Origin of the sequence: Brevibacillus brevis, assembly GCF_900637055.1 — a bacterium.
Classification (GTDB): Bacteria; Bacillota; Bacilli; order Brevibacillales; family Brevibacillaceae; genus Brevibacillus; species Brevibacillus brevis.
The window spans coordinates 4930439-4943403 of the sequence record NZ_LR134338.1 but is presented as its reverse complement, the minus strand read 5'-3'; the positions used below and the strand labels follow the sequence as shown (position 1 = coordinate 4943403).

General features: G+C 46.3%; 18 protein-coding genes. 13 read left to right on the top strand and 5 right to left on the bottom strand.

Features of this window, described 5'->3' with window-relative positions; all coding sequences use genetic code 11:
- Positions 1-12 precede the first annotated feature (12 nt).
- The 4 genes from EL268_RS23760 (at position 13) to EL268_RS23745 (ending at position 2185) form a co-directional block, all read left to right on the top strand.
- Positions 13-540, top strand: a complete 528-nt coding sequence (locus EL268_RS23760) for a PadR family transcriptional regulator (protein ID WP_106655716.1) — start codon at positions 13-15, stop codon at positions 538-540.
- 96 nt (positions 541-636) lie between these two features.
- The gene (locus tag EL268_RS23755) at positions 637-927 is read left to right on the top strand and encodes a DUF3817 domain-containing protein (RefSeq protein ID WP_106655715.1); all 291 of its coding nucleotides are present in this window, start codon (positions 637-639) and stop codon (positions 925-927) included.
- 95 nt (positions 928-1022) lie between these two features.
- The gene (locus EL268_RS23750) at positions 1023-1220 is read left to right on the top strand and encodes a hypothetical protein (protein ID WP_232030032.1); all 198 of its coding nucleotides are present in this window, start codon (positions 1023-1025) and stop codon (positions 1218-1220) included.
- Between the two features lie 38 nt (positions 1221-1258).
- A complete protein-coding gene (locus EL268_RS23745; RefSeq protein ID WP_106655713.1) occupies positions 1259-2185 on the top strand; it encodes an ADP-ribosylglycohydrolase family protein in 927 nt (308 codons plus the stop codon).
- 18 nt (positions 2186-2203) lie between these two features.
- Here the strand turns inward: EL268_RS23745 and EL268_RS23740 are convergent, their stop codons facing one another.
- The 3 genes from EL268_RS23740 to EL268_RS23730 form a co-directional block, all read right to left on the bottom strand.
- Positions 2204-2608 (bottom strand): DUF2243 domain-containing protein, encoded by a 405-nt coding sequence (locus tag EL268_RS23740; RefSeq protein WP_106655735.1) that lies wholly within the window; start codon positions 2606-2608, stop codon positions 2204-2206.
- Positions 2609-2692: 84 nt separating this feature from the next.
- Positions 2693-3211: a DUF3231 family protein gene (locus tag EL268_RS23735; protein WP_106655712.1), complete on the bottom strand. Its 519-nt coding sequence runs from the start codon at positions 3209-3211 to the stop codon at positions 2693-2695.
- A gap of 123 nt (positions 3212-3334) precedes the next feature.
- The gene (locus EL268_RS23730) at positions 3335-3691 is read right to left on the bottom strand and encodes a DUF2512 family protein (protein ID WP_106655711.1); all 357 of its coding nucleotides are present in this window, start codon (positions 3689-3691) and stop codon (positions 3335-3337) included.
- A gap of 179 nt (positions 3692-3870) precedes the next feature.
- Between EL268_RS23730 and EL268_RS23725 the strand changes: the two genes are divergently transcribed.
- Together EL268_RS23725 and EL268_RS23720 are read left to right on the top strand one after the other, a co-directional pair.
- Entirely contained in the window at positions 3871-4725 is an 855-nt protein-coding gene (locus EL268_RS23725) for a manganese catalase family protein (RefSeq protein ID WP_106655710.1), read from the top strand.
- A gap of 173 nt (positions 4726-4898) precedes the next feature.
- Entirely contained in the window at positions 4899-5417 is a 519-nt protein-coding gene (locus EL268_RS23720; RefSeq protein ID WP_106655709.1) for a DUF2179 domain-containing protein, read from the top strand.
- A 78-nt stretch (positions 5418-5495) separates the two neighbouring features.
- Here EL268_RS23720 and EL268_RS23715 read toward each other — a convergent pair whose 3' ends face one another.
- Positions 5496-6482, bottom strand: a complete 987-nt coding sequence (locus EL268_RS23715) for a hypothetical protein (RefSeq protein ID WP_106655708.1) — start codon at positions 6480-6482, stop codon at positions 5496-5498.
- Positions 6472-7050 (bottom strand): sigma-70 family RNA polymerase sigma factor, encoded by a 579-nt coding sequence (locus tag EL268_RS23710; RefSeq protein WP_106655707.1) that lies wholly within the window; start codon positions 7048-7050, stop codon positions 6472-6474. The genes EL268_RS23715 and EL268_RS23710 overlap by 11 nt, the downstream gene beginning before the upstream one ends.
- Before the next feature lie 188 nt (positions 7051-7238).
- Between EL268_RS23710 and EL268_RS23705 the strand changes: the two genes are divergently transcribed.
- The 7 genes from EL268_RS23705 (at position 7239) to EL268_RS23675 (ending at position 12963) form a co-directional block, all read left to right on the top strand.
- Positions 7239-7967, top strand: a complete 729-nt coding sequence (locus tag EL268_RS23705; RefSeq protein WP_106655706.1) for an amino acid ABC transporter ATP-binding protein — start codon at positions 7239-7241, stop codon at positions 7965-7967.
- A gap of 33 nt (positions 7968-8000) precedes the next feature.
- The gene (locus EL268_RS23700) at positions 8001-8843 is read left to right on the top strand and encodes a transporter substrate-binding domain-containing protein (RefSeq protein WP_106655705.1); all 843 of its coding nucleotides are present in this window, start codon (positions 8001-8003) and stop codon (positions 8841-8843) included.
- Between the two features lie 96 nt (positions 8844-8939).
- A complete protein-coding gene (locus EL268_RS23695) occupies positions 8940-9593 on the top strand; it encodes an amino acid ABC transporter permease (protein ID WP_106655704.1) in 654 nt (217 codons plus the stop codon).
- A gap of 15 nt (positions 9594-9608) precedes the next feature.
- Complete coding sequence (locus EL268_RS23690; RefSeq protein ID WP_106655703.1) at positions 9609-10259, top strand: amino acid ABC transporter permease; 651 nt, start codon at positions 9609-9611, stop codon at positions 10257-10259.
- Between the two features lie 76 nt (positions 10260-10335).
- Positions 10336-11604, top strand: a complete 1269-nt coding sequence (locus EL268_RS23685; RefSeq protein ID WP_106655702.1) for a sensor histidine kinase — start codon at positions 10336-10338, stop codon at positions 11602-11604.
- 3 nt (positions 11605-11607) lie between these two features.
- The gene (locus EL268_RS23680; RefSeq protein WP_106655701.1) at positions 11608-12525 is read left to right on the top strand and encodes a response regulator; all 918 of its coding nucleotides are present in this window, start codon (positions 11608-11610) and stop codon (positions 12523-12525) included.
- A 249-nt stretch (positions 12526-12774) separates the two neighbouring features.
- On the top strand, positions 12775-12963 hold the full coding sequence (locus tag EL268_RS23675; RefSeq protein WP_106655700.1) for a DUF2292 domain-containing protein: 189 nt from the start codon (positions 12775-12777) through the stop codon (positions 12961-12963).
- The last annotated feature ends 2 nt before the right edge of the window (positions 12964-12965 follow it).

The window sequence follows — 12965 nt, the reverse complement described above, 5'->3', positions numbered from 1 at the left end:
AGGAGAATCGTCATGAGTCTAAAATTGCTTGTTCTGGGATTGCTGATGGAAGGGGAGAAGCATCCCTACGAGGTTCAGCAGCAGGTGAAGGCCAGGGGAATGGATTGTTACATGAAATACGCCAAAGGTTCCCTTTACTATGCCTTCGACCAACTGGAAAAGAGCGGGATGATTGAGGTCAAAGAAGTCATTCGTGAGACTAGCCGCCCAGATAAGACGATGTATGGGATCACGCCAAAAGGCGAAGAGCAATTTCAAGAGCTTCTCTTGGAAGAACTGCAAAAACCGATGCAGCTGACCAATCCGATCTACGCAGCTCTTACTTTTGCATCGTACGGTGATCCACAGAAAATGGATGAGGCCTTGGAAGTTAACATCCGGGAGGTAAGACGGTTAGCTGGATTATTGGAATCGATTCAGGAGCAAAAAAGAGAGAGGCTTAGTTGGGGAGCACGAACGATTCTGATCGGAGCCATTGAGCATTTGCAAGCAGAGATGCGCTGGATGGAACGCATCCGAGAAGATGCCTGGGGCCGTTGATTTTGAATATATTATGAACATTGGCCTATTTTCATCATTATGATAGTTTTTCGTTTATAATAGTGGTAATTTCAATGGCAAGGATGGTACCCGCACATGATGAAATCTGCCCTCGGACGCTTCCGTCTCATCGGCCTGATCGAAGGTATCTCGTATCTGGTACTTCTCGGGATTGCTATGCCGCTCAAGTATTTTTGGGATTATCCAGCCGCAGTGAAAATTGCCGGCTCGCTTCATGGATTGTTTTTTGTCCTGTATATTTTGGCGTTGGCACATGTTACAATGACCAATAAGTGGTCCTTCATGAAAGTGATCGGTGCTTTTATCGCTTCATTACTGCCGTTCGGCAACTTTGTTCTGGATGCACGCCTGAAAAAAGAGCAGTAAGTATTCACATCAAACATTAAGTAAGGCACTAGAAGGCGGGTCATTGTACCCGTCTTTCGTACATATTCAAAAGAGAAAAAATGGAGGGGATCTGTGTGGAGACCAGAATTTTAGCAGGAATTCTTTTGTGGGACGAAGAGGGGCAATATGTTCTCGAAACCGTGATGGAGGACCGTTACAAGCTGGTTCTGCCGCAGATTATCACGCTTGCAAGTACAGAAGAAAAGGTAGCGACAGATGAATTGAACGAACAATATTTCGGTCAAAATGTCATTGCCAGATGTTTTGTTTGATTTGAACAGATAATTCCGAAAAAAGGGTGTGGATAGGTGTGGAACTGCTTGACCGTTATACGGGAAGTCTGCTAGGGTTGGCCGTTGGTGATGCACTTGGCACTACTTTAGAATTTCGCAAACCGGGTACCTTCGAGCCGCTTACAGAAATGGTCGGGGGAGGACCGTTCCATTTAAAGGCGGGGGAATGGACGGATGATACGTCGATGGCCCTGTGCCTGGCTGAGAGCTTGATTACGAAAAACGGCTTCGATCCGGTTGATCAGATGAACCGATATGTAGCTTGGTTTCGAGAGGGGTATATGAGCTGCAAGGATCATTGCTTCGATATCGGGAATATCACCAAAGAAGCGCTGTGGCGTTTTGAGCAGACAAAAAATCCGTTCAGCGGATCTGACCATCCGATGTCGGCAGGGAATGGCTCCATTATGAGACTAGCACCTGTCGCGCTCTATTATGCCAAGCAACCGGCGCTCGCCATCGAATACTGCGCGCAAAGTTCTCGTACTACACACGCGACGGCAAAGGCAGTAGACGGCTGTCGGTTTTTCGGGGCATTGCTCATGGGGGCTCTACAGGGTATTTCCAAAGAGGAGTTGCTTGCTGATTCGTTCTCTCCAGTAGCCGATCTATGGGAAAAGCAACCGCTTGATCCTGATATCGCCCGTGTTGCAAATGGTTCCTACAAAAGGAAAACAAGGAAAGAGATCAAAGGATCGGGGTATGTCGTCGATTCGCTTGAAGTGGCGCTTTGGGCTTTTTATTCCAGTAGTTCTTTTGAAGAAGGCCTGTTCCTAGCGGTAAACCTCGGCGATGATGCGGATACGACAGGAGCAGTCTACGGTCAATTGGCAGGTGCTTATTACGGAGTAGAGGGCTTGCCTCAACGGATGCTTGCGCTGTTGGCCAAGCGAGAATTGATGGAGGAGTTCGCGCAGAAATTGTACGAGCACGCTACCCGTTAACCGACAGAATGGAATGGCTTATTTTGATTTAGTTCGCCTATACAGTAGCCATCCGATCCCAATTAGCAGAAGTGCAAAAAGATCGTAATAAATATCGAATAAAAATTGAGATGGGCCCGGCTTGACGTGGTGAATTTGCAGGAGATGGTGGTTAACGATTCCTTCCATCAAGTTAAATGTACCAGCTCCGAGGAAAAAACTGCTCCAGAAATAATACGCTGTTCCTACAGGGTTGCTTTTCCACAGAAGAATGCCCGAAATGAAAATGATGACCGTCACGAATAAATGGAAAAAACCATCACTCATGATTTGATGGTGTCGATCTCCATACATGTCTACACTATGCCACTGTAAAATTTGGTGAAAGATAATGCCATCCAGCATGCCAATGATGCCTACTCCAAAAAGAAAGGCACCGATCATTGTTTTTTTCAATCGAGTATCCCCCAGACTAAAATAGGTAAAAAACGATAAGCACTGCCAATCAGGCAGTGCTTATCACCAAGATTAGGCATGGACAAGCTCTGGCGCTTGCATATGAAGTGGCGGCGGAACCAACCAGCCTTTTTCTTTTAAAATCCGCAGCAATCTGAGACCAAATTGCGCTTTTGCAACATGGTACTGACCAAAAAGCATTCCGATATCTTCTCGGATGGATTGAGCCATCATTTGACTGCAAGTAAGCAATCCGGCTGCAATGTCCCTTGACACACCGGTAGCGATCTCAGGGTCATTAAGACGAGCACCGGCCGGAATGCTTTCCAGATTAGCTACCGGGCGATCCGGTGGTGTAGGTGGCAATCCAATCCCATTCACTTTGAGTAACTCTTCCAGTTGTTCCACTTCTTGTTTCATGCTTCGCGTAATGTCTTCGAGATAGCTTTTCAGATCATGATCACCAGTCTGGTTGAGTGCTGTTTGATAAGCAGCAATCAAGCCCTTTGTTGTTGCCAGATACATCCATACTCCAAAAACCTCACCATAATGCATGGGTTCATTTTGTGGATTGCCTGATAAAACACCCATTATTGTCCTCCCAGTACTCAGTAGAGTTTTCATATCCATACGGGTTCTCCTAACTTTGTAATGTAACCCAAAGATAAGGTTAACTAGTTGGACGGGATATATCCCTTCTTAGGAAGAGGAGAATTATTTTCCGGGTTCTTTCTTGATACGATTATGATCGTATATCCCCAAAAAGCGATGGTACACAAGTTCTGCCACACCTAAAAGGGCTACCGTAATCATTAACTCGCCAAAACTTAGTGGCCAATCCATCCAATTGGCAACTGCCCATAAGTAAAAAGCAGCGATCACTGCATCTGCAATCGTGGCCGTAATATTATTGGTAGCTCGTAATATCAATTGATCGCCAATCAGATAAGCGATGACGGTCAAGCCGAGTGCCGTTAAAATAGCGGATGTCCAGGATGCATTTGCAAACCACCATAAACAAGCGACAACAATAATGCCGTTAACAGCAGTCTTGATTAAAAATCGAGTCATTTTTTACTCTCCTTTATGACAGTCTGGGACAAAGAGTCCTTCATCATATAGTGCTTACTGTTTTACAAAATAGTTAGGTTTATACCAGTACCGTTTTCTTGCTCTTTCCGGTTAAAGTAGATCGTCATCATCCAAACTAAGACGTATCATTCATCTACTTTGGCAGGAGGTAGTGCATTTTGTATTTTTACAAAGAAGATTTGATTAATATGATCGTTCCTGATAAACCAGACCCGGCGGCAGCTAAAGTCATCCAGGAGATTTTGGGTGGTCGTTTTGGGGAAATGCGCACCATGATGCAATATTTTTTCCAGGCTAACAATTTCCGTGGGAACGCGATACCGTATCGTGATTTGCTTCGGGGTGTTTTTTTGGAAGAAATCGCGCATGTGGAACTCGTACAGCACACAATCAATCAATTGCTGACGGGGAGTGGTGAAGAGGTTCCCGGTAATGCTGGGGTTGACGGAGCACCGCTTGATGAGGCAGTCAAGCATGCGAACCCGCACCATTTCATCGTGGGTGCGCAAAGCTCATTGCCCGTCGATGCAGCAGGGAATCCATGGATGGGGAATTATGTGTATAATCATGGCAACTTGATTAGCGATCTTCTCGACAATCTAGTGCTGGAATCTACCGGTGTTCTGCAAAAGTCACGTATTTACGAAATGAGCTCAAATAAAACATTCCGTGAAACGCTTGCTTTCCTGATCGTTCGGGATAATGCCCACCAAAACGCCTTCGCAAAGGCACTGGAGACATTAGGTGTGAATTGGGGCAAGCTGTTTCCTATCCCCAACTACGACATAAACAAGTACCCAGAGTGCCGCAAGTATGTAGAAATGGGTTTCCACAATGCACAGTTCAATTTCCGATTGGATAACACGCAGATTGGACAAATCTTCAACGGACAGTCGCCAAGTAGAAATGGCGGCAGTCTGGAAGTAGTTCCGCCACCTGAGGGCTTCCCGGTTCCTTTAATGCCGGAACAGCCTAATGAGCACAGTCCAGGACTGTATGATCTGAATGCGTAATAGGTTAAATGGAAAAAAACCAGTCATCGCATGGAGAGCGTTGAACTGGTTTTTTTTATCTTTTTTTCCTACATACCCGAATTTTACCGCTGTTATAAAAATACCTTCAATTATATGATTATCACGTTTACAAAATCATCATGGTACCCGGTCTGGGTGGGGGTAGGAGAGCAATGGGCTTGGCGTTTATTTTAATCATCATCGGGATCAACATTTTGTACGTTTCGTTTTTTACGCTGCGACTACTGATGGTGATTAAAGGCTATCGGGTGTTGGCATCCCTTGTGGCGATGGTGGAAGTATTCGTGTATTTGAAAGGGTTGGCGATTGTTCTGGATAACCTGGATAATCCGATCAATCTCGCAGCCTACTGTATCGGTTGGGGAATGGGTGTATTCATCGGCAGCAAGATCGAGGAGTATTTGGCCTTGGGCTATGTCACGCTGCAAGTCGTTGTGGATTCCGTTGATTTGGAGGTTCCTGTGAAGCTCCGTGAACACGGCTTTGGCGTTACTTCTTGGGTAGCAGAGGGACGCGACGGACATCGTCTCATGATGCAAGTGTTGACGAAGCGCAGCAACGAGAAAAAACTGTGGAAGCTCATTCATGAGATTGCACCAAAAGCATTCGTGATCTCTTTTGAGCCGAAACATTTGAAGGGCGGCTTCTGGGTGAACCGCCTGCGGGGATAATTCCTTGTGACGAAAATAAAAAAGCAGCCAGTCCTCTTTTGCGGATACAAAGCAAGAGAGGACTGGCTTTTCACATTGTTACTGTTGGCTCGCTTTTGCAGCCTGGAGCAGCATTTCTTTGGAAACCGTTGGCGAATCGGTAGCTACACGATACATAATCGGTTGCTCGCCATCTCGATCCAGCCAAGACAGCTCTTGATACTGACCGGATTCGCTAAACAAGAACTGGTCGTTTTTCGTGTAATGCGCTTTTTTTCCGCTGACGGTTACTGCGTCGTATTTCGTTGTTTCTGGGGTGCTCAATTGTACATCTAGCTGTTCTTTCGGGAATTTCTCTACCGTGACAAAGATGCGTTCTTTTTGCTCGTTCTCATAAAGGCTCGTATAGGCTTCGATAGGAGAAGAAGCTTGTGGAACGACTTTCCATACCACACTTTTACCTGTTTCCTTGCTTTCTTCTTGAAGCTCACGCAGCCACTGCTGTCCTTCTTGACCCATCATGACACCGTAGGGGGTACCTTGTTTCCCCTCAAGGAATGAAAAGCTGTCAGGAAGCTGGTGTGGCAAGGCATGTGAAAGAGAAGCTTCTTCACTGAGAACGGCACTCCATGTTTTCCAATCTTTGACGACATCCGGCTTTTCTATGCCGATCATGGGGTTTTGCTGAAAGAGGGGGTGTTCCTCTTTTTCCAGTTCAGCGAAATAGACGATTGCTTTCTCGCCTGTGACCAATTTGTTCTCTACGTTTGCCAATTCCTGCCGTATTTCTTTAGGGGTTATTTGCGTCAATGTAAAATCCTTAAGAGCTTGAACTTCCATGCGGACAGAGCCTTCATCAATCTTGTACAACAAGCTGTGTGTCGCATAACCAAAACCAGTGAGCAGGGCGAACGCTGCTGCAACATGTACTAGCCTTGGGCGAAAGCGCATCCCTTTGTGCATACGCCACTTGCCAGCCAACTCTTTTTTGGCTACTCGTTCGATTTTGCTGTCCAGTGCAGGATCAATGTGGAGCTTCCCTGCTGCCCACTCATACTCATTTCTCAGTTTTTTTTCAATGAACATGAAAAGATGCCTCCTTACTATTTGTTCGATGCTCAAAATGCTCTCTTAACTTTTTCAACGCCAAGTGGTGTCTTGATTTCACCGTTACGAGCGGGATTTGGAGAATCGCTGCAATTTCCTCCAAGGAACAGTTTTGATAGTAGCGGAGTACGACGATTTCCTTGAGCTTGAAGGATAATTTCTCTACGGCGGGAATGACCTCCAGCTCATCACTGATCGCCCCCAGCTTATCCTCCATACCTGCGACAGGTGCTTCGTAGCCTTTTTGCTTTACCCGCTCCATCAGGCGGAACCTTCGCCAAATGCTTCGATTCCAGTTGCGAACCTGCCGCACAATCAATCCGTTGAACCATGGGATAAAGAGCTGCTCCACATCGTACCTGTCGATGCTTCGAATCAACTCCACGTACACTTCACTCATCATGTCGTCTGCATCCTGCTTGTGCGGCGCCAGAAAATAGATCAGGTTGTAGGCGTACGTCCGAGTTGCTCGATAGACTTCTTGAAAAGCTTCTTCCTCTCCTTGGCGCATCCGGATGAGCCAAGGCTTTACGTTTTCCTCTTTCATAGGCCGGCCTCCATTCAGGTCTTACATGATATATTGGCTCCTATTCGTCTAGTAGGTTCACTTCGTTTTTTTATTGTGTGTTATTAGAAAATTGTAAACAGAAAAACTTTTCTTTGTCTTTTTCAGTAGTTTTGAGTAGTTCGACATTAGTATACAAAATAAGACATAGAGCAAGGGGGGATTTAAGGTTGATCAGTTTTCATCAAGTAAATAAACATTACGGAAGCTTTCATGTCCTCAAGAACATCAACCTGCATATCAACCAGGGAGAAGTCGTCGTGGTCATTGGCCCGTCAGGATCGGGTAAAAGCACGATGGTTCGTTGCATCAACAGATTGGAAACGGTTACAAGCGGAGAACTGGTGGTAGACGGGGTAAAAGTGAACGATAAAAGCACCGATATCAACAAGCTGCGACGGGACATCGGCATGGTGTTCCAGCACTTCAATCTATACCCGCACAAGACCGTTCTGCAAAACATTACGCTGGCACCAACCAAGGTCCTGGGCGTATCGCAGAAGGAAGCTGAAGAAACGGCTCTCTACTATTTGGAAAAGGTAGGGATTCCGGAAAAGGCAGAAATGTTCCCAACGCAACTATCTGGCGGTCAACAGCAACGCGTAGCGATTGCACGCGGACTGGCCATGCGACCAAAAATCATGCTGTTTGACGAACCGACCTCTGCACTTGACCCCGAGACGATCGGCGAAGTGCTGGACGTCATGAAGAAGCTGGCGAAGGAAGGCATGACGATGGTGGTTGTAACGCATGAAATGGGCTTTGCCCGCGAAGTGGCAGATCGCATCGTGTTTATGGATCAGGGCACGATACTCGAAGATTCTACACCAGAGGAGTTTTTCGCAAGTCCGCGTGAAGAGCGTGCACGTTTGTTCTTGAGTCGGATTTTGAATCACTAAAAAAATAAAACGATAGAGAAAAGGGGTATTCAGATGAAAGCAAACAAGCTTTGGAAAAAAGTAGCAGGTATGGGTCTCGTTCTGATGCTGAGCGCAACTGCATTGGCAGGCTGTGGTGGCGGCAGTACAACAGAAGGCAGCGCACAAGGTACACCAGCTGCAGGCACATTGGCAAAAATCAAAGAAAGAGACAAATTCGTAGTCGGAGTTAAGTACGACCTGAACCTGTTCGGCTTGAAAGACCCGGCAACCGGAAATGTAGAAGGCTTCGATATCGATATTGCGAAAGCGATTGCAAAGAAAGTACTCGGGGACGAAAACAAAATCGAGCTGAAGGAAGTAACCTCCAAAACGCGTATCCCGATGCTGAAAAATGGAGAAATTGACGCGATCATCGCGACGATGACCATTACAGAAGACCGCAAAAAAGAAGTAGATTTCTCTGACGTGTACTTCCTGGCAGGTCAATCTCTCTTGGTGAAAAAGGACAGCTCGATCAACGGTCTGAAAGACATGCAAAAAGGCATGAAAATCGTGACCGCGAAAGGCTCTACTTCTGCGAAAAATATCAGAGCAAGCGCTCCTGATGTAGAAGTACTTGAATTCGAAAACTACGCGGAAGCCTTCACAGCACTCAAAGCTGGTCAAGGTGACGCGCTGACAACTGATAACGCTCTCCTGTACGGCATGGCGAAGCAAGATCCGAACTACCGTGTAACAGAAGAGACATTCACTGAAGAACCATATGGTATTGCAATCAGCAAGGGTGACGCTGAATTCGTGAAAACGGTGAACGATCTGCTGAAAGAAATGAAAGAAAACGGCGAATACGACAAGATTTATGAAAAATGGATCGGAACAAAACCTAAAAAATAATGCGGTTCGACTCCATAAAGAATGAGCGGTTTACTCTGCCGCTCATTCCCTTATATTCCTAACTGAATTTTGCACACAAGGAGGATCGCATAAGAGATGATCGATTTTTCTATCTTGTTTGATCACATGGATATGTATCTCGAAGGCTTTTGGAATACCTTGCAGGCGAGCCTGCTTGCTCTCGTCGGGAGCTTTGCACTGGGGACGCTCTTTGCGATCTTTCGGATTTCTCCGATTCGACCACTCAAGTGGCTCGCTACGGCTTACGTCGAGTTTGTGCGTAATATCCCGCTGATTCTCGTCGTTTTCCTCTTTTTTGTGGGTCTGCCGGCGATGGGTATCGTTCTGGAGCCTTTCATTGCAGGTACGCTCGGCTTGACAGTGTATACGGCAGCATTTATCGCTGAGACGATCCGCGCAGGCATTCTGGCGATTCCAAAAGGACAGACAGAAGCCGCTCGCTCCTCGGGATTGACGTACGGACAAACGATGCGTTATATCATTTTGCCGCAAGCGATCAAGGTCGTGATCCCGCCGATGGGCAACCAGTTTATCAATCTCGTAAAAAACTCCTCGGTATTAGGCGTGATTGCAGGTCTTGACCTGATGTATTTCGGAGACCTGATTTCCGCAGATACGTTTGTTACCTTTGATGTGTACATTTTTGTAGCTGTTTTCTATCTGATTCTGACCCTTCCGTTGAGCGCGTTCGTCAATTATTTGGAGCGACGCTTGGCTGGAAGCCGCTAAAAAGGAGGGGACATCATGGACTTTATCGGAGCCTATACGCCCAGTCATTTGACCTTCCTGCTCGAAGGCTTTTGGGTCACCTTGCAGGTCGCTTTCTTGTCAATTGTCCTCAGCTTTTCCATTGCGATTGTCGTCGGGGTTTTGCGTTACGCAAAAATTCCTGGAGTCTCACAAGCTCTCGGGACAATCGTAGAGCTGATTCGCAATTTGCCGCTCTTGTTGATTATTTTCTTTACTTATTTTGCTCTCCCGGAAGTGGGAATCAAGCTGGACAAGTTTTGGGCCGCTGTTCTGGCGTTGGTTATTTTCGAAGCAGCGATGTTGTCGGAAATCGTGCGAAGCGGTTTAAATTCGGTCGAAAAAGGACAGATTGAAGCTGCACGTTCTTCTGGCCTGAATTATGTCCAGACTCTGTGGCATGTTGTCCTTCCACAGGCTCTCAGAAGAATGGTTCCACCGATTGTGAGCCAATTCATTTCGCTCTTGAAGGATACGTCGCTGGCCGTCGTAATCGCTTTGCCAGAGCTGATGAACCATGCGCAAATCATCAACGGACGCAATGTCAACTATGTCATCCCGACCTTCCTGATGGTGGCAGTGATGTACTTTGTCGTCAACTACGCGTTGTCAGTCGTCTCCAAGCGACTGGAAAACAAGCACGCTTAATCGTTCTATCTTTGCAGATCTCCGATTCTTAGTAAAATAAGAATAGGAGATCTTTTTCCATGAGAAAGGAGCAGCTATGCGAGAACGCCTTTTGATCCTGTTTATTATCATGCTGGCAACTGCATTTTTTGGAGAGATGAAGGTAAACCCCGTAGGAGGGTCTTTTCGTTTTTCCTTGGGTATCGCTGCTTTCTTTTTCGGGTTGTTGTGGTTTTCGTCCGTACCTGTATTGCTGACGGGATTTTTAACGGGGACGTTTATCTTTGGATTTCGCGTCGGAATGGATGTCTTTTTTGCGTACCGTCCTTATATGGAGAGTGTGGCTGCTCATCTTCCCTCCGCCTTTTACTATTTCAGCTTTACCGTTCTGTTTTATTTGCTCCGTGCGCGTAGCTATCGCGAGTTCCCTCTATGGTTGGGGCTGATAGGTGCATCCATTGATTTCGTCTCCAATGTGGTAGAGATCCAAGTACGACAGTATTTCACAGATTTTCCTCCGATCACCTGGCATAGCTTTTTGATGCTTCTCTTCTTTGGAGTCCTGCGCAGCTTTTTTGCTGTCGGCTTGTACAACAGCTTTTCGATCAGGCAGTTGCGGGCAGTGGGAGAGGTGCGTCAGCAGGAGTTGGAGCGTCTGCGGATGATCAATACGGAGCTGTATGAAGAAGCCTTTTACTTGCGCAAATCAATGACGCATCTGGAGGAAATCACGCGAGAGAGCTACCAGCTCTACAGGCGTCTGCTCACCTCGGATCATGCGGAGTCCCCAACGGCCTTGGCGATTGCCGAGAATGTGCATGAGGTGAAAAAAGATTCGCAGCGGATGCTGGCGGGCATTTCCAAGCTGATTAATCAGGAGGGACTAGCACCACAGCTGCCGATCAAAGAGCTGTGTGAGTTGGTTGCTCGTGCGAATCAGAAATACGCTGAGATGTTGGGAAAAGATATACGAATAGAGTGGAGCTGTAACATCAACCTGTCGACCAGCCAAATCTATGCGCTGCTCTCCGTGCTAAACAACCTGGTAGCCAATGCGGTAGAGGCGATTCCCACGTCGGGACGGATTGAGCTGAATGTGAAGCTGATTCATCGTCATCTGGTGTTTAGTGTACTTGACAGCGGTCCGGGAATCCCGCTGGAAGAGCAGGAATGGGTGTTTCAGCCCGGGTATACGACCAAACACGATGAACAGGGAAATGCATCTACCGGAATTGGACTGACGCATGCCCGGGGAATTGTCCAAAGCTTGCAAGGAAGCTTGCGAATTTTACCTGATCAGAAGCAAATGACGCATTTAGAAGTGCAAATTCCGACCGATCAATTGCTCGGAAAGGAGGGAGTGTAAGCGATGATACGTTTCTTTTTAATTGAAGACGATGCTGTAGTGCGCCGCATGCTTGAACGGATTATCCAAGACAGCGGGTTGGGCGAAATTGTAGGACAAGCCAGCGACGGCAGTCACGTATCGATTGATCAACTGTACGGGGTCGATGTCATTTTGATCGACTTGTTAATGCCGGGACTTGATGGCATCCAAACGATCAAAAAGTTGCAGGCAGATGGCTTCGCGGGCCGCTTCATCATGGTGTCACAGGTGGAAAACAAGGAAATGATCGGGGAGGCTTATTTGCAAGGGATTGATACCTTTATTCAAAAACCGATCAACCGCCTGGAAGTCATGGCTGTACTGAAGCGGGTATCGGATTACTTGTCGCTGGAGGCATCTCTGCAAACCATCCGCAAATCGCTGCAAATCCTGGATGTCAAAGCAAAAGAACCGTATACCAGCGGCTTGAAAAGTCAGTCTTCCGCTCAGGACAACCTGGCACAAAAAGCGAGAAAACTGCTGTTGCAGCTAGGGATCGCGAGTGAAGCCGGTGCTCCCGATCTGCTATTGATCATGGAATGGCTCGTACAGGATGAGCGACAAGGAGACAAGCTGCACGAATTGCAGCTCAAGGAACTGTACACACAAATTTTGCTGAAGGTGCATGCCAGCTTGGATGAGCATGGGATTACCAAAGAGGTGCGTGCCATGGAACAACGGATTCGCCGGATGGTCCTTCAAGCCTTTACGCATCTTTCCTCATTGGGGTTGACCGATTATGCCAATCCTACCTTCGAACACTTTGCACCACGACTGTTTGACTTTCAAGAAATTCGCCAACGGATGCAAGAGCTGGAGGCGGGCGAAAAAACGACGAAGTGCCGGATTAGCGTGAAAAAGTTTTTATCTGTCTTTTATATGGAAGCAAAGGCGTTGTAAAAGAGAAAGACTATAAAGATGCAAGCTGGTTCCTGTTATGATAGGATCAGCTTGTTCTTTTTTAAAAATAGAGACAAACGGCATAGGAATAAAGTTTGGGTTTGATTAAGAAAACATTCAAAAAATACATAAATATAAGTAAAAAGTTTGACATTACTACAAATTATATGGTATATTTGGCACATATTAGCTAATATGAATATCAAGTATATTTTCTTACCGAAATACGGAGGGGAATTTTGATAAGGAGTGAGTGTTATTATCAATAGGCCACCTGCAGTAGCTGATGAGCGAGAAATTCTTTTAAGTAAAATTGAACCTAAGGTTATCCAAAGTCTTGCAGATTTTTTACATAATGCTAGATTTGGTTCTTTTACATTAATTGTCCATGAAAACAAGGTAATCGGTTACGACCAAATGATAAAAAATAGAATATGACG